Source organism: Gloeothece verrucosa PCC 7822 (assembly GCF_000147335.1).
Classification (GTDB): domain Bacteria; phylum Cyanobacteriota; class Cyanobacteriia; order Cyanobacteriales; family Microcystaceae; genus Gloeothece; species Gloeothece verrucosa.
Genome location: NC_014501.1, coordinates 1,532,544 through 1,549,124, shown reverse-complemented (window position 1 = coordinate 1,549,124; position 16,581 = coordinate 1,532,544). Strand labels below are relative to the sequence as shown.

19 protein-coding genes are annotated in these 16,581 nt (G+C 40.4%); 4 read left to right on the top strand and 15 right to left on the bottom strand.

Annotation, left to right across the window (positions count from 1 at the left end; genetic code table 11):
• Positions 1 to 5 precede the first annotated feature (5 nt).
• From CYAN7822_RS06905 to CYAN7822_RS06860, 10 genes are all read right to left on the bottom strand, one after another.
• Positions 6 to 1,190, bottom strand: coding sequence for an acyl-CoA dehydrogenase family protein (locus tag CYAN7822_RS06905; protein WP_013321521.1), 1,185 nt, complete (start codon positions 1,188 to 1,190; stop codon positions 6 to 8).
• A 60-nt stretch (positions 1,191 to 1,250) separates the two neighbouring features.
• The gene (locus CYAN7822_RS06900; protein ID WP_013321520.1) at positions 1,251 to 2,012 is read right to left on the bottom strand and encodes an ABC transporter ATP-binding protein; all 762 of its coding nucleotides are present in this window, start codon (positions 2,010 to 2,012) and stop codon (positions 1,251 to 1,253) included.
• 11 nt (positions 2,013 to 2,023) lie between these two features.
• Positions 2,024 to 2,821, bottom strand: a complete 798-nt coding sequence (locus CYAN7822_RS06895) for an ABC transporter permease (protein WP_013321519.1) — start codon at positions 2,819 to 2,821, stop codon at positions 2,024 to 2,026.
• Between the two features lie 20 nt (positions 2,822 to 2,841).
• Positions 2,842 to 3,882: an aliphatic sulfonate ABC transporter substrate-binding protein gene (locus tag CYAN7822_RS06890; RefSeq protein WP_013321518.1), complete on the bottom strand. Its 1,041-nt coding sequence runs from the start codon at positions 3,880 to 3,882 to the stop codon at positions 2,842 to 2,844.
• 12 nt (positions 3,883 to 3,894) lie between these two features.
• Positions 3,895 to 4,230 carry a divalent-cation tolerance protein CutA gene (cutA, locus tag CYAN7822_RS06885; protein ID WP_013321517.1) on the bottom strand — a complete coding sequence of 112 codons (336 nt, stop codon included), beginning with the start codon at positions 4,228 to 4,230 and terminating at the stop codon, positions 3,895 to 3,897.
• A gap of 6 nt (positions 4,231 to 4,236) precedes the next feature.
• Positions 4,237 to 4,458, bottom strand: coding sequence for a hypothetical protein (locus CYAN7822_RS06880; protein ID WP_013321516.1), 222 nt, complete (start codon positions 4,456 to 4,458; stop codon positions 4,237 to 4,239).
• A gap of 26 nt (positions 4,459 to 4,484) precedes the next feature.
• Positions 4,485 to 5,255, bottom strand: coding sequence for a DUF2182 domain-containing protein (locus tag CYAN7822_RS06875; protein WP_013321515.1), 771 nt, complete (start codon positions 5,253 to 5,255; stop codon positions 4,485 to 4,487).
• 3 nt (positions 5,256 to 5,258) lie between these two features.
• Complete coding sequence (locus CYAN7822_RS06870) at positions 5,259 to 5,876, bottom strand: DUF1326 domain-containing protein (RefSeq protein ID WP_013321514.1); 618 nt, start codon at positions 5,874 to 5,876, stop codon at positions 5,259 to 5,261.
• Between the two features lie 373 nt (positions 5,877 to 6,249).
• Positions 6,250 to 6,462, bottom strand: a complete 213-nt coding sequence (gene isiD, locus CYAN7822_RS06865; protein WP_013321513.1) for a protein IsiD — start codon at positions 6,460 to 6,462, stop codon at positions 6,250 to 6,252.
• 115 nt (positions 6,463 to 6,577) lie between these two features.
• Entirely contained in the window at positions 6,578 to 7,189 is a 612-nt protein-coding gene (locus CYAN7822_RS06860) for an alpha/beta hydrolase (protein WP_245602749.1), read from the bottom strand.
• Positions 7,190 to 7,386: 197 nt separating this feature from the next.
• Here CYAN7822_RS06860 and CYAN7822_RS06855 point away from each other — a divergent pair, with 197 nt between their 5' ends.
• The gene (locus CYAN7822_RS06855) at positions 7,387 to 8,052 is read left to right on the top strand and encodes a hypothetical protein (RefSeq protein WP_013321511.1); all 666 of its coding nucleotides are present in this window, start codon (positions 7,387 to 7,389) and stop codon (positions 8,050 to 8,052) included.
• A gap of 9 nt (positions 8,053 to 8,061) precedes the next feature.
• Here the strand turns inward: CYAN7822_RS06855 and CYAN7822_RS06850 are convergent, their stop codons facing one another.
• From CYAN7822_RS06850 to CYAN7822_RS06835, 4 genes are all read right to left on the bottom strand, one after another.
• Positions 8,062 to 8,310, bottom strand: a complete 249-nt coding sequence (locus tag CYAN7822_RS06850; RefSeq protein ID WP_013321510.1) for a hypothetical protein — start codon at positions 8,308 to 8,310, stop codon at positions 8,062 to 8,064.
• A 143-nt stretch (positions 8,311 to 8,453) separates the two neighbouring features.
• Complete coding sequence (gene mutY / locus CYAN7822_RS06845) at positions 8,454 to 9,560, bottom strand: A/G-specific adenine glycosylase (RefSeq protein ID WP_013321509.1); 1,107 nt, start codon at positions 9,558 to 9,560, stop codon at positions 8,454 to 8,456.
• Position 9,561: 1 nt separating this feature from the next.
• A complete protein-coding gene (locus CYAN7822_RS06840) occupies positions 9,562 to 9,906 on the bottom strand; it encodes a DUF760 domain-containing protein (RefSeq protein ID WP_013321508.1) in 345 nt (114 codons plus the stop codon).
• 166 nt (positions 9,907 to 10,072) lie between these two features.
• Positions 10,073 to 11,029 carry an RNA polymerase sigma factor, RpoD/SigA family gene (locus CYAN7822_RS06835; RefSeq protein ID WP_013321507.1) on the bottom strand — a complete coding sequence of 319 codons (957 nt, stop codon included), beginning with the start codon at positions 11,027 to 11,029 and terminating at the stop codon, positions 10,073 to 10,075.
• Positions 11,030 to 11,788: 759 nt separating this feature from the next.
• On the opposite strand from CYAN7822_RS06835, the gene CYAN7822_RS06830 reads away from it, so the two are divergent.
• Positions 11,789 to 13,126: a serine/threonine protein kinase gene (locus CYAN7822_RS06830; RefSeq protein ID WP_013321506.1), complete on the top strand. Its 1,338-nt coding sequence runs from the start codon at positions 11,789 to 11,791 to the stop codon at positions 13,124 to 13,126.
• Between the two features lie 51 nt (positions 13,127 to 13,177).
• On the opposite strand, the gene CYAN7822_RS06825 is transcribed toward CYAN7822_RS06830, so the two are convergent.
• Entirely contained in the window at positions 13,178 to 14,605 is a 1,428-nt protein-coding gene (locus CYAN7822_RS06825; protein WP_013321505.1) for an NADP-dependent isocitrate dehydrogenase, read from the bottom strand.
• Between the two features lie 308 nt (positions 14,606 to 14,913).
• Between CYAN7822_RS06825 and CYAN7822_RS06820 the strand changes: the two genes are divergently transcribed.
• Both CYAN7822_RS06820 and nadA read left to right on the top strand, forming a co-directional pair.
• Complete coding sequence (locus tag CYAN7822_RS06820; RefSeq protein ID WP_013321504.1) at positions 14,914 to 15,174, top strand: pentapeptide repeat-containing protein; 261 nt, start codon at positions 14,914 to 14,916, stop codon at positions 15,172 to 15,174.
• Between the two features lie 239 nt (positions 15,175 to 15,413).
• Positions 15,414 to 16,385, top strand: coding sequence for a quinolinate synthase NadA (gene nadA / locus CYAN7822_RS06815; protein ID WP_013321503.1), 972 nt, complete (start codon positions 15,414 to 15,416; stop codon positions 16,383 to 16,385).
• Positions 16,386 to 16,581 lie beyond the last annotated feature (196 nt).

Below are 16,581 nucleotides of genomic sequence, written 5' to 3'. Positions count from 1 at the left end.
AAGTTTTAGGAATAAAAATTAGGTTTCGGTAACTGATCATTAAGTGCCCAATTTCCCAAGTCTCGCAACTTATAATCTAAGGGATCATGAAGGGTAAAGGTGCGAAGATTACGCCAATAACGATCAAATCCATATTTTTTAGCAGTTGCTCTTGCTCCCATCACTTCAAAGATACGATTAGTAACTTCTAATCCTACTCTAGTTGCCGCTACTTTAGCCGTAGCAATGGCTACTGCACATTCTCCTCTTTGAGAGGCGGTTAATAACCATTCTTGCTCCCATGTTGCTTGTAAAGACTCTCCGGCTTGATCCACTAAAGCGGCTGCGGCTTGAAGATCTACCCATAAATTCCCATAATGTTGCAGAATATAAGGGTCTTCGCTGGCACTTTCTACTCCTGATGTTAACCAGGGTTTTGTCGTGGTTTTGGTGTATTGTTTGGCGGCTTCAAATGCTCCTAATGCTATCCCCAGATAAATGTTAGCTAAATTTAATTGAGTTAAACAAGAACGAATAGTATTGAAAGGTTTGCCGGAATGCTCTTTATTTTTGAAAATTTCATCAGGATACACTAGCACATTATTAAAAGAAATGCTGCCGCTATCGGTTTGTCGTTGTCCTATATTATCCCAGTCATCATTAATTTGAATGCCTTCTCGTGAGGTGGGAATGGCTAATACCGTTAGTTCTCCGGTTTCTTGATGGATGGCAGTTAGGGGAAGAATATCAGAATCTTTTGCTCCTGAACAAAAGCTTTTATTTCCCTTGAGGCGAAAAGCGTTTTTTTCTGGGGTTAAGGTTGTGCGTCTATCTAAAGGATTTAAGGCATTACACCAAAACCAGTTGTTTTTAATTGTATTTAAATAAGACTGTTTTTTTTGGTGTTCTGTTCCAAAAATATGAGGGATAATTACCCCTAAATGATGATAGGAAAAAATATGGGCTATTGAGCTATCGACTTTGGCAAATTCACGGGTTATTTTAAATAAGGTTAGCCAAGTTTCGGCCAGTCCTCCATATTCTTTGGGAATAATCAGTTTTAATAGTCCGCTTTCACGGAGGCGATCTCGTTCAGGTTTTGGGGTTCCTCCTCTTTCGTCTCTTTCAATAGCGGTAGCCGCAAATTCTTGGGAAAGTGAGGCGGCTAGGTTAAGGTGATCGTTGGTGGTTTTTGGGTTGAGTAATTGCATTTTTTTGGGATATTTTTCCGCCGATAAACACAGATGAATAGGGATATTTTTTTAGGGGTTTTAATTGAGTATTTGAGTATATTCTAGTTTTTTTTGATTAGATAAGTCAAGGGCTTTTAATATTTGTTCTTTGCTTTGGGTTATGGCTAATTCGGTGCTATGGCGAGGACGGGGTATATTGATGCTAATTTCTTGATGGATATGTCCAGGGTTGCCGCGAAAAATCATGATGCGATCACTTAATAATAAGGCTTCTTCGATATCATGGGTAACTAGAATCATCGTGGGTTTATCGTATTGCCAAATTTCTAACAGATGGTCTTGAAGGGATTTTCGAATAAAGGCATCTAAGGCGCTAAAAGGTTCATCTAAAAGTAATATAGAAGGTTGTGTGATGAGGGCGCGAGCAATGGCAACTCGTTGGGCCATACCGCCCGATAATTGACGAGGTAAAGCCTTGGAAAATTCCCTTAAACCTACTCTAGCCAGAATAAGAGCCGTGAGACTTTTTTGTTGAGATTTGGGTAAAGTTTCTAGTCCAAATTGTACATTTTTTTCCACCGTTAGCCAAGGCATTAAGCGCGGTTCTTGAAAAATAATACCGATTTTCGGATGAGGTTTTTTAATGGGTTCATCGTCAATAAAAACATGACCTAGGGTAGGATATTCTAAACCGGCAATAATTCTCAGTAAGGTGCTTTTTCCACAGCCGCTTGTTCCTACTAAGCTGATTATTTCTCCTTTGTTAACTTCTAAGTTAATGTTATCCAGCGCTAAAAATCCATTTGAAAATCTTTTGCTAACCTTCTCGAGTCTGAGCATGAATTCTCCTTTTATTGATAAGAGTCTTGCCAATAGAGTAAGTGTTTTCCAAGGGTTGCTAGGGCAGCATCGGTCAACTTTCCTAAAAGCGCAAACAGCAAGATACTCGCTAAAATAATTGTTGGACGGCCTGTAGTTTGACCATCCACTAATAAAAATCCTAAACCTTGACTCGATCCCATAATTTCTGCCGCTACAACAAACATCCAACCTAATCCTAAACCACTGCGTAAACCGACAAAATAGGCGGGTAAAGTAGCCGGGAAAAAAATCCGACGAATCAGTTGAAAGTTACTGAGTCGATATACTTTACCCACTTCTACTAGCTTACGTTCTACACTTTTTACGCCGCTCATCAGATTAAGATAAACTGGAAAAAAAACTCCCACAGCAATTAAAGCGACTTTTGAAGTTTCATAAATTCCCATCCATAAAATAAATAAAGGAACCCAAGCTAAAGAAGGAATATTTCTTAAAGATTGTAATAACGGATCAAGAAAATCATGAATTTGTTCAGAATAACCCGTTAGTGCCCCTAATATTGTACCCATTACACTACCAATGATAAAACCCAGAATAACCCGATACAAAGTAATACCAATGTGATGAAAAAGTTCTCCACTAGAAGCTAAAGTCCAAATTGTCTCTATGACTTTTGAAGGTGCAGGAAGTAAATTAGGTGGAAAATACCCAATTAGAGATAATATTTCCCACCCAAACAGGAGAAACAAAGGTAACCAAAAACCTTTTAAACAACGGACTGATAAGAGAGGATATTTGGGCTTGTGCAGTGAGGGAAAGCTACTCATAAAAAATCACTCTCTTGCTCCTATTTACTAGCGATTTTTTCAACAAATTGAGGATCGATTAATTCATTAACGGTGGCAACAACATCAACCGATGGAGCGATCACACCACTTTTTTTTAATACATCTCCTGCGGCGATAATGACCTCTTTCTGTGCCGGACCAATATTAGGGTTAGAAAGGTCTGTTCTTTCTAATTGTTTGGCGGCTACGGCATCGCTTAAGTTGGATTCTTTAATTAATATTTGTTTGAGTTCTTGTGGGTTTTCTCTGGCCCATTGTCGTGCTTTTTCATAAGATTTTAATACCTGTTCTACCGAGTCAGGATATTGTTTAGCAAATTCTTCGCGCACGTTTAATACTCCATAACTGTTATATTCTGGTTTGCGGAAAAATAGATGGGAACCGTTTTCTAGTTCGGTTTTTGCCATTTGGGGGTCTAACCCGGCCCAGGCATCTACATCTCCTTTTTCTAAAGCCGCTCGTCCATCTGCGTGTTGCAATTGTATTAGTTCGATGTCTTTTTCACTCAGTCCAAATTCATTTAAAGCTCTTAGTAAAAAAATATAAGGATCTGTGCCTCTGGTGGCGGCTACTCGTTTTCCTTTAAGGTCGGTAACTGAGCGAATTTTAGAATTTGATTGGGTGACTAAGGCTGTCCATTCGGGTTTAGAATAGACATAGATAGATTTAATGGGATTGCCGTTAGCTTTGCCAATTAAAGCCGCCGCTCCGGCAGTCGAACCAAAGTCTACACTACGACTATTAAGAAATTCCAAGGCTTTGTTACTTCCTTGACTTAATACCCATTCGATTTTGACCTGAGATTTTTGTAAATCTTCTTCTAGCCAACCTTTATTTTTTAAGACTAAACTCACTGGATTATAGTAGGCATAATCCAGACGGATAATCTTAGGATGATTAGAAGTTTGTCCTATTTCTGGATGAGTACAACTGCCCAAAATCGATAAACAAAAGATCAGCGTTATTTCTAGCAACCAGTTGGGTAAATGGGGAAATTTTAACCGCTTGTATTTCTGGTATCTCTGTTTATTTTTTTTCATATTTCTTAAAATTTACGCATCAATTTTGACTTCTTGATGGGGAAAAAGAGGCACTTCTAAATTTAACCAATCTAAGAAGCTCTGATTAACATAACTCGGAGAAATTTCTGCGATAAAATTGGTGTAAGATATGTTTTTTTGAATAATTTTTTCAATGAGAGAACGATAGCCTGAGCGGGTTTTAATAATTAACACGACTTCTGGCTCTTCGATAATTTCTCCTTGCCAACGATAGGAGCAACTAATAGGAAACCAGTTGACACAGACAGCGAGTTTTTTCTCTATTAGTATACGACCGATTTGACGGGCTTCTTCGGTGGTATTTAGAGTCACGTAGTAAAGCTTCATAGCCATTTATGTTTTAATTTTTTCTAAAATTTTATTGAATAAAAAACGACAATAAAACGATTGACGGTGTTTAAATTTTACATCATTGTTTAAATTTTTTTGCCCAAATATTATATGTTTTTGTGAATTAATTTCCCAACAATCCCGAATTTCTGGTCTGAGCTTAAATCGATGGAGGAGTCCACTATCATCATCTATTAATTCTCTTTCTATTGGTTCAAATAACATTTTTTTTAACCTCATCAATCTAAATTTTAAACAGAATAATAAATAATTATTCCTATGGCCCAAAGAATGAACCCAACACCAACGATAGGGACAAATTTTTGACCCCAATGTGATGTTTTCTCAATCACCATCACTGCTCCTAGCAGGAGCATCACAGCTAGATGTCCGACTCCTGTGGCAAACATCACTAACATCAGTGCCCAACAACACCCCAAACAATACAAACCGTGATTAAGTCCTAAATGCCATGCGGCTTTCAGTCCTTGCTGGTAATGATGGTGTAAAAAGCTGACCGGATGACGACAAACTTTTAGACAACGCTCTTTAAGCTTGCTAAATTGAAAAATTCCCGCTAAAAATAAACTTGCTGAAGAAATTATCTCAGGATATTCCTCCAGCAATGGAAAATCAAGGAATAAAAAATTTAATCCCAAGGCAGACCAAAAAGCGGCTAGGGCAAAACCTGTCCAAACGGTCAAATAACCTAATAACAAAACTAGGAGTGCCACAGAAAAAGTCTTTTCGCTTTGTTTTTGGCTCATTAAAGCGAACAGTTGCACTAGAGGCAAGCTTGAAGGCAACATCATCCCTACTATCATTACTTGCCAAGATAATAAAAAAAGAAATAGTTTTAACCCGAGCGAATAATGATTAGACTCAATTAAACTGTTGTAGTCTAGCCAGTGGATATGAGCAAAAATATTGGTGAGCAAAGCGATAGCCCAGGCAATGAATACCACTCCCCAAATTAAGGAAACTGCTAGGTTAAATTTTAGGGATAAAGACGGTGTTCTCATCGCTTAGGCCTCAAAATGAAACTGCCCTTGTATCGCGTTGCGTCCGTTATAATTCCAAACCAGATTAAACTCCGGCAAGTTAACTTGATGATAGGAAGCTTTGGCAACATAAGCGGGAGAACCTGGAATTGTGCTAAAAATACTGTCGACTAATTTTGTCGGTTTGCCTTGGGCGCTACGATAAGGAGCCATTTCGGCTTTTAAGATTTCTCCAATGCGAATGGTGCCTTGAGCTTCTTTAATATGATATTCAATAGGCGCGACACGAACATCTAACGTTTCACTGACTAAATAGGCTAAATCGGCTAATGCTCCGCCTAATTCACCGGTAAAAACTTTAATCAAAGCGTCTTGCTGCTGGGCAGTTCCCTTGGCATCTACATAAATAACCGCTCGCCAGTTGCCAGCTAATACATTACCGGGAATATAGACAATTTTGACCAAGGTTAAACCAGAAACATCAATTCCGAGAATGGTTCCTTGCTCCACATGATAAGCCACAAAACTATCACAATAACCCCCGTCTGGATCTTCTCCTATCCAACAGGGACAAGGAGTATTACAAGAACAGGCTTCTAAAATTTGTCCGTCAATTTGGTAAGTAAAGGTTGTTGTCGTCATTAGTCATTAGCCATTAGTCAGTAGATAGCTCTTGAAAAGCGCCCATTAGTCATTAATATTTGTTTTTACCCTTGCCCTTTTAGTTATTTAGTCCTGTTTGAAAAATTAGGCTAAGTGGACTTTCTAGCATCGCTACTTAGCCTAATCATTAGTCCTGGTGAAATTGGCGGGTATTCAAAGTACAATAATCCTGTCGGAATAGTAGCCTTTTCTGAAAGCAGCATAGCACAACAATTTTGAAAAAAGTAGTCGTGTGGACTACATTTTTAGGCTTTTGGCCCCATAATAATACCTAAAGATTTATTGGAAGACACAGCAATAGAGGCGGCACTCTGGTCGCCTCCTTTTCTTAATTTTCTTGAATCAAGATTGATTAAGCTTCGTCGTAGGTTTCAAGATCAAGTAAGTACAGATAGGGTTCAACTAACTCTTGACGCTGAAACGCGATCGCCCTAAGCAGATGCCAATCCTTCAAAGCTTCAAAGGGATTAGTATAATCATCTTGTTCTAAACGAACTGCCAAGTTAGCCACATCGTCTGGCGTAAGAGTGCCAATGTCTTGTTGAGTCATGCTTAGCGTTGTCATCCCTACATCTCCCTCGGACTGTATGAGATTCCTACAGTTCCTCTCTTATCTTATTTTAACCTGATTAGAGAGATCCAATGATTGCTTTATCTTTAATCTTGAATTGCTATCAGAATCAAGAATGGTCTTGGATGAATTTTTCTAATACATCCAGAACAACATCAGGTATTTCGTGCCCCATATTAAATTCTTGATAATCTACTTTAATGCCTAAAGCTTTTAATTCTTCTTTGGCTTGTTGGGCAATTTGTATAGGGATGACCATATCCTGTCGCCCATGTACCATTAAGACTGGTGGCGAAGAAGAAGTGATTTCTGGCCGACTATGCAGATAGCCGCTTAAGCTACACAAAGCCGCCACCGGTAGACTGAGTCCCACATCCAGCACCATCGCTCCGCCTTGGGAAAAGCCGCATAAAATGGTTTTTTCTAGTGGTATTTTGGTAGCCTCTTCCAGAGATAACAGCCAATCCGATAAGATTTGACGACTTTCTGATAATCCTTGATAGTTAGATGTTTCTAGAGCATACCATGCCCTCCCCCCTGGCACTTGTGGATGGGAAAAAGGCGCATTAGGAAAAATGCACTGGTACTCAGGAAGATTTAACATTGATGCTATGGGGACTAAATCATTAGCATCTGCTCCCCACCCGTGTAGAACTACTAATAAACGGGTTGGTGGATTGGGGTGCGGAACGAGTTCCGCACTGCCGCTAGAAGGGGAAATTGAGATGGCTTCTAAAGACAGAGGTTCCTCCTATTTATGTTTAAGTGATTTTACTTTCCAATCATAAACCAAAAGCCGAAGCATAAAGCTTATGTGCGCTATATTTCTTAGGGTAAGACCGTGCCCCTGTTGCGGACTTTTGCTCTGAGGGTGGGGTTTAAATCCTGTTAAATTTCCTGTAGGCACAGTTTAAGAAGATGTTAAAAAAAGTTGGCTTTGGCTTATTGTGGTTAGGGTTTGTGATTTATGCTTTTTTCTTGGCTCCTCCTAATCAACCCGATACTTTAGAACTAATTAAGCAACTCTCTCTAGGAGAGTGGAGCAATATTAATCCTCTGATTATTGCTATATTTAATTTACTGGGCATTTTGCCTCTGATTTATGCCTGTGTGGTTTTGATTGACGGACGAGGACAAAAGCTAAAGGCTTGGCCGTTTGTGGTGGGTTCGTTTGGCGTGGGAGCGTTTGCTCTGTTACCTTATTTGACTTTTCGTCAACCCTCTCCTCAGTTTACAGGTCAAAAAGATTTGGTCATTAAAATACTAGACTCCCGTTGGCTAGGAGTTCTTTTAACTTTGCCCACCATCGCTTTATTGTTATTTGGTTTACTTAAAGGAGATTGGTCAGATTTTATTGGACAATGGCAAACGAACCGATTTATTAATGTTATGAGTCTGGATTTTTGTTTAGTATCTCTATTATTTCCCAGTTTGCTAGGGGATGATTTGGCTAGGCGAGAAATCAAAAATCCCTCGGTTTTTTGGGCAGTGGCTTTAGTTCCTCTGCTCGGACCTTTGCTATATTTATGTTTACGTCCTCCTTTAGCGGCATCTTCTCTTGATTCGGTTGCTATTAGCAATTAAGCTCAATTTTTAGGCGGCTAATACTATCTCGCTGCCTTCTTGTACTAGGCCAGTTATCTCTTTTTTGAGTTTGCTGTTGTCTTTAAAAAAGAAGTCTGGATGCTCACATAAATCTTCTAACCATAATTCAATATGTCTCGACATTAAACGGGCCAGTTGCTCAGAATCTAGATTTTCGGGTAAGTCCCAGGCTATCTTTAGGTTTTCTGCGGCTTGCTTTAGCTCGTCAAGTTCTAGGGTAATAGCAGTTAAGCTCATCGGACCTCGACTTTAGTACAATTATACTAACATGATAGCGAGAGGAATGCCTGATTGTCAATGTTGATTTAACAAAAGACTAGACCGTCTAGTTTGAACAAAGAGAATATTTTCTGTAGTGTTAGTCTAAAGTCCAGTAAAGGTTAAGTTTTTTTATGCCGCTCTTTTAACGCTTCAATAATCTTAATATTCGCCTTGGGAAAAGGAAACTGATCTAACTCATCCAACTTCACCCAACGAATCTCTTCACATCCAATGGGTTGAGGTTCCCCACCCAAATAGCGGCAAGCATGAACGAATAAACTGACGCGAAAATGGGTATAAGCATGATCCACCGTAATAATATGCTCACCCACTTCGATCTCAATGGCCAACTCTTCTAAAATTTCCCGTTTAATACAATCGGATACCGTCTCATCGGCTTCTATCTTACCGCCCGGAAACTCCCATAGACCTCCTAACAATTTATCTGTGGGACGGCGATCAATTAAAATCTCTTCTTGGTGATTATAGATAACCGCAACACCAATTCGTTTATGAGGGATAGGGGTTGATTCTTCGCGCATAGGTAATCGTGATTGTATGCCTTTATTGTAAGCCTGACAGTAGCCTTGCCAAGGACATTGATCACATTTTGGGTTGGCTCTAGTACAAACCGTCGCCCCCAAATCCATTAACGCCTGATTAAAATCTCGCGGGTTGTCTGGATCAAGTATGTGATCAGATAATGCCCATAATTGGGGTAACGCTTGACTCGGCGGCACTGATAAAGCGATCAAACGCGATAAAACCCGCTTAACATTGCCATCTAAAATCGATACCGGTTGATTAAACGCGGCGCTGAGGATGCCGCCTGCTGTGGTTCTGCCGATTCCGGGTAAACTTAAAACTTCTGCCAGCGAGTTAGGAAAAAACCCGTTATAATTTTTAATGATGAGTTTTGCCGCCTTGTGGAGATTGCGGGCACGGGCATAATAACCTAATCCTTCCCAGGCTTTAAGCACTGGTTGTAGTTCTGCTTGAGCTAAGTCATCAATAGTAGGAAAGCGTTCTAGCCAACGATGAAAATAAGGAATCACGGTTGCTACCTGAGTTTGTTGAAGCATGACTTCTGAAACCCAGATGTAATAGGGGTTGCGTTGGTTTCGCCAGGGTAAATCTCGATGGTGTTTTTGATACCAGGACAATAATAATTGTCTTAATTCAACAATGTCTAACCCTGGCCAGCCAGTTGTTTCGCTGCAAGCCAAGTTACTCCTCAGAAGTGCTTTGCATACCTTGGATAGACTTTTCAAAGCTCATCCGTTGTTCAGCATTGCGAAGAAAATAGCCGCTCATCATTGCTGAAGCCAGTAACCGTCCGAGATGTTCTCGACTGGTACTAATGCTAATGCCAAAGTGTTCTGAGGGAAGATTCCCCAATAAACCGATAATGTTACGTTCCATTACCTGAAACACTTCATTTGACTCGGGTTTTGACAGTTGAGCAATGGTGTCAGGGGTTAAAGACTGAACATATTGCCAGAGACTATCTCCGTTTTCTTGATCGTGACTAAATAAATTTTGATTTTGGGGACGATTAATTTCGTTGTTCACTTTTGTGCCTCCTGTGGACTTTTTTTTTTGATCAATTTTTTGATCCGAACGGAGTTATATATCAATGTGAGCAATCTTTCCCTCCACTCTAACAAGTTTTGGCTCTCTTGGCAGTCGGTAGAACCGAACTTGTGACTCGCATTCTCCGACTGCTCAAACAGATGCCTTAACTAGCGAGATATTCTTTAATATTAGCCTTGCGTTTTCGCAATTTAGAAAGTGCTTCTCGCTCAATTTGTCTAACCCGTTCTCGACTAATGTTCAAACGAACACCAATTTTAGCTAAGGTTAGGGGTTGCCCATCAACTAAACCAAATCGTAAAGCCAGCACTTCCCGTTGTTGGGGAGTCAGATCTGACATGAGTTTTTCTAGGTCCAGTTGCAAAGAAGAATGGGTTGCATAATCCTCTGGAGAGGTGCCGGTATCTTCTAAGAGTTCTCCGAGTTCGGTGTCTTGGTTATCTCCTACCCTTAGATCTAGGGAAAGAGGTTGACGTGCCCGTTCTAAGTATTCCCGAACTTGTCTAGGAGTTAACTCTAGTTCTTGTGCTAGTTCTGATATCGTTGCAGCCCGTCCCTGTTTCTGAGCCAGTTGGCGTTGTGCTTTCTTAATTTTATTTAATTTTTCGGTAATGTGGATCGGCAGACGAATTGTACGGCTTTTTTCCGCGATGGCGCGAGTAATGGCTTGACGAATCCACCAATAAGCATAAGTAGAAAATCGATACCCTTTGGTGGGATCAAATTTTTCCACTCCTCGCTGCATACCGATGGTTCCTTCTTGAATCAAGTCTAATAAATCTAAATTGCGTTTGAGGTATTTTTTAGCTACAGATACCACTAAGCGTAAATTAGCCTCTACCATTTTTTCTTTGGCGGCTTTGCCGGCAGCCATCGTACGACGCAATTCTTCTTCGCTGATTTTGGCCGCTTCGGCCCATTCATGCTCAAGAGGTTCGCGCGATAGGTTTTTTGTTAAAGTGTCTTTAATTTCCTGTAAGGCCATGGAGCGCTGTACCCGTTTAGCTAAAACGATTTCCTCTTCATGAGTTAGTAGGGGAACACGACCAATTTCTCTAAGATAAGCACGTACAGGATCGGTAGGATTTTTAGCAGTTTTCATGACTAAAGAGTCGAATGGGGATTCAAGGATAACGATCGAGACGAAATAATTTTGTAATGGTTAAGGGGCAAATATTATGATAACTGTTTATACTTTTTTACAGAGTTTCCTCAATTTAATCAAAACTTCAGTAGCCAGGAAAGTGAAAAAGTTCTGGTGGCTCTACTATTGATTATAGATAGAACTTATCATTGATGGGAGTCTATCAATGTTGTGACTTCTTTCACCTCCTTAACAATTCTACAGGAAATCATTACGAATTGTAAAGTTTATGAGGAAATGAGCGGCTTGTTGCTGAATCTTACAAAATGAGTATCATTAGAGTACCCAGATCATCAGACAACAGATGCAATCTAGACAACAAATCGATAAATATTTTCCAGAGTTCTGCATATAATAAAATGTCGAGCCGAGGGAACTTGTTCTCGACCTTAGCCAAATAAATGTTAAAATATACCATTACCCAGCAAAGTGCATCATCTTTGATCACCAACCCAGACAACTTAAAAAATTAAAGTCTTAAAACTCAGATGAGGCACACTGAAACCGTAGGTAACGAGCCTACTCAGTTGCTGATGAAAATCAAGCCCTCTGGAGTTGTCTAAGTTAGGCTTGCTAACTGGTTCACTAGAACGGCTAGAAGGTTTAACAATTGCCCGTAAGGGATAGGCAATTGTCAAATGTGTCGATCAACTGAGAATCCTCCGTCGAGGCGGGGGAGCCTGAAAGTAGAGCAAGATTAACTTTTGATCATGACGGATGAGCCAGTGTAAAAATCTCTGTATTAACCCAAACTGTCCTAACCCTCATAATGAGGATACACAGCTATTCTGTCAAGCTTGTAACTCGGAATTGCTTTTAGATGGGCGCTACCGCGTCAATAAACAGCTAGGGGGAGGCGGCTTTGGTAAAACTTATGAAATTAGAGACTGTAGTCCTCAGAATTTGCAGGAGATTCAAATCCAGAAAAAAGTTCTCAAAGTTCTCAATCATAATCATCCTAAATACGTTGAGCTTTTCCAACGCGAAGCCCATTTTCTCATGCGGTTTAAATCGCCCGGCATCCCCAAAGTTGAGCCGGATGGTTATTTCACTTATTTTCCTTACAATAGCTCTGAACCCTTACACTGTCTGGTGATGGAGAAAATAGAGGGGTTAGACCTAAAACAGTATCTCCAACAGAGAGGCTCTAGTATCAGCCAAAAACAGGCAATTAAATGGCTGATTCAATTAATAAAAATTTTAAGAGAAATTCATAACCAAAGGTTTTTTCACCGAGATATTAAACCCTCTAATATTATGCTCCGCTCAGATGGGCAGTTAGTCTTAATTGATTTTGGCACAGCCCGGGAAGTCACAGAAACTTATATGTCTAAACAATCAGCCGGTCAAGTGACAGGGTTATTTTCAGCCGGTTACAGTCCCATAGAACAATTAAACGGTCAAGCAATGCCTCAATCCGATTTTTTTGCTCTGGGACGAACGATGGTCTATCTATTGACCGGAAAGCATCCTAGTGAATTGTATGATTTTGAGAAGGATGAACTCTGTTGGCGGGAGTACGTCCCGAATCTTTCTCCTGAATTTGCCAATTTTTTGGAGCGGATGATGGCGCGTTTACCCTCTCAACGCCCCCCCTCAGCCGACGCGATTTTCGAACAATTAATGAAACTCTATCATTTGCTCAATTTGGGAGATAGTTCCGCTTCCCAAACTCGGCAAGATTTCAGTCAAACTTCCCCAGCATTTGGATCTCAACAGTCAAAAACTTCTGTTAGTGCGGAACGAGTTCCGCACCCCAGTCAATCCTTTGCTCCACAGCCGCCAGTTCCCATTTCCCAACCTGAACAACAACTCACCTATGTTGAAACTAATCAGACTAATCATTCTGTTACTCAACTTCCCATAGAAACTCATTTTGTTTCTCGTTGTCAACAGGAATTGGCTGAGTATATTGGGCCTGTAGCTTCTATTGTCTGTCAACGTCTGGTCAATAAAAATCCGACAATTTCTAATGTTGACTTCGTTCAAACTTTAGCGAAAAAAATTCCTAATCCTAAAGAGGCTGAAGAGTTTAAAAAGCGTTTATTGAGTTAATAAGCTGCTTAATACAAGGGCGCACTTTTGTACGCCCCTAGCTCATAATACTTAATCTTTGAAATGATTAATAATTGCCTGAGCAAACTCAGAACATTTGAGCGGAGGATGCACCGGTGGGTCCATTAAACGAGCTAAATCATAAGTCACTTCTCGATTAGAAATTGCACCGCCGATGCCTTTTTTAATTAAATCTGCGGCTTCTTGCCAGCCCATATATTCTAACATCATGACTCCAGAAAGAATCACTGAACCTGGATTAATTCGATCTAATCCCGCGTGTTTGGGAGCCGTACCATGAGTGGCTTCAAAAATCGCGCAGGTATCCCCAATATTAGCGCCTGGTCCCATGCCTAAACCCCCGACAATAGCGGCAGCCGCATCTGATAAATAATCCCCATTAAGGTTCATGGTGGCTAAAATAGAATATTCATCCGGACGGGTTTGAATCTGTTGAAAAATACTATCTGCAATACGGTCATCCACCATAATTTTATCTTTCCATTTTCCCTGACCATGAGTTTCCCAAATTGCATCGAGAACCCCTTGGACTTCTGCACAGATTTCGGCTTTCTTTTCGGCAGTCAGGGCATTATATCCGGGTTCAACTTGTTGGGCATTTTCTTCAATGGTTAAATCCGGATTCTTTTCTTTATTACTGAGAATCCAAGATTCTCTTTCGGTGACACAAACATCTCTAAATTCACTGGTGGCTAATTCATAACCCCAATCCCGAAACGCGCCTTCGGTATATTTCATAATATTGCCTTTATGAACTAAGGTCACTTTTTGCTTGTTTTTTGGCAAGCGCAAAGCCTGTTCAATGGCGCGGCGAACCAGACGCTGTGAACCGGTTTTACTAATGGGTTTAATTCCAATTCCCGAATCTAGACGGATTTGTTTTTTCCCATGTTCTTTTGTGGCCGGAATTAAAGTTTCATTGAGATAATGAATCAGTTTATCGGCAAGTTCTGTTCCTTCTCGCCATTCAATTCCTAAATAAATATCTTCTGTATTTTCCCGATAAACAATCACATCGAGTTTATCCGGGTTTTTGTGAGGAGAAGGGGTTCCTTGATAATAACGACAGGGGCGAACACAAGCATATAAATCAAAGATTTGCCGTAAAGCGACATTAAGGGAACGAATACCACCACCGATAGGCGTTGTCAAAGGGCCTTTGATGGCAATACCATATTCTTTAATGGCGGTGAGGGTATCATCGGGTAAATATTGATAAGTCCCATAGAGATCACAGGCCTCATCACCGGCATAGACCTTAAACCAATTAATTTTTCTTTTTCCACCATAGGCACTTTCTACCGCAGCATCGATAACTTTTTCTGTAGCGGGCCAAATGTCTACCCCTGTTCCATCACCACGAATGAAGGGAATAATCGGATCGTCAGGAACGATAGGCTTACCGTCAGAAAAGGTAATTTTAGAGCCTGTGGTGGGGGGTGTAATTTTTTCGTACATAGCTTGATCTTTGACGATTACAGTCGCTATTTATTGATAGCAGGTTTTGCAGGACAAATACCGCTATAGTTGTTACTTTATTGTTAAGATTAACTTAAAACCTGATATGAGTATTATATTTTAGCTATATCAACGGTTTTTAGGTTAAAAGATGTTTAATGTAGCAATACAAACCTTAAAATTCCTAGCTGCTTTCTGTATCGCTGTTTTATTATCTTTTACCCTCTTAGGGTCTTCAAAGAGCGAATGCTTACTCCCAGTCAGATTTGAAGACTTTGCTAAGTTTTGGAAACTGTCCCAATTGCGACTTGACCTATGCTGACCTGGAGTATGCTGACCTAAGAGGTGTTAACCTGGCAGGTGCTAACCTGTACAGTGCTGTGCTGCGGGAAAGTGATCTCGATGATGCTAAGCTCGAGGGTGCTAACCTGGAAGAGGCTGACCTGACCTTTGCTGACCTGACAGGTGCTAACCTCAAGAATGTTAACGTGGCTTTTGCTTACCTGATCAATGCTGTACTAGAGGGCGCTAACCTGGAGGGTGTTAACCTGGAAGAGGCTTACCGGTAAGTTAAGGCGTTCTCTAGTATTAAATCCATAAAGATTTTAAAAACCCTGATTTTATAACTGTTTTGGGGTGACTTGTTATCCCAAAACTTAGTTTATTCTGTGTAAAGCACGTTGTTCATTTTAATTTAAGATTCTTCATTTGGCGCGTGACTGGAATATGGTACTATAATAAAATTATCAATTTTATTATGGTAATTTTAACCATAACTAGCCCAACTGCGAGAGAGTAAAGCACGACTGTGTTTACAATTGTAAGACCTGAACAAAAATCCTCAAGCCCTTTCCTGCCTTATGACCTGTTTGCAGCAATAAATGACCTAAAACGCTCATTAAATGCTGTAATTTTGGCTCATTACTATCAAGATCCAGAAATTCAAGATATAGCTGACTATATCGGTGATTCTTTAGGACTTTCACAGCAAGCAGCCGGCACGAAAGCGGATGTGATCGTATTTGCCGGGGTTCACTTTATGGCAGAAACCGCTAAAATCCTTAACCCTGACAAACTGGTGCTATTACCGGACCTTGAGGCGGGTTGCTCTTTAGCCGATAGTTGTCCTCCTGAAGAATTTGCGAAATTTAAAGCCGCTCATCCGGATCATTTGGTGGTGTCTTACATTAACTGTAGTGCCGAGATCAAAGCCATGAGCGATATTATCTGTACAAGTTCTAATGCGGTAAAAATCGTCAGCCAAATCCCGCGAGATCAACCGATTATCTTTGCTCCTGATCGAAATTTAGGGCGTTATGTCATGGAGCAAACCGGGCGGGAATTAGTCCTATGGCAAGGGAGTTGCATCGTTCATGAAACTTTCTCAGAAAAGAAAATCGCTCAACTGCTGATCGAACATCCAGAAGCCGAATTTATTGCTCATCCTGAATGTGAACCATCCGTCTTGCGCCATGCTAATTATATTGGCTCAACAACAGCACTCTTGAGTTACTCTCAGAAAAGTTCTAGTCAAGCCTTTATTGTGGCCACAGAACCCGGTATTATTCATCAAATGCGAAAAGAAGCACCATCAAAACACTTTATTCCTGCACCCGGCAACAATAGTTGCGCTTGTAACGAATGTCCTCACATGAGACTTAATACCTTAGAGAAGCTTTATTTAGCCATGAAAAATCAAACCCCCTCGCTGACTTTACCCGAAGATATCCGAGTGGCGGCTTTACGTCCGATTTCTAGAATGTTAGAAATGTCGGGTTAGCATTGTATCTGTTGCTACGCAAGTAAACCTAACTATATGCTTAAATATTGGCATAAAGAAAAATTCTTCCTCAGATAGCTCAACAGCTATTACTCAGAGGTAAGGGTTGGGGAGTTAAGGTGTGGTGTGGAGAGTGTTGCTCAAAAAAGGTTCGATCACAGGACTTTCTAACTTTAGCTAGAGTCACTCACAAGAC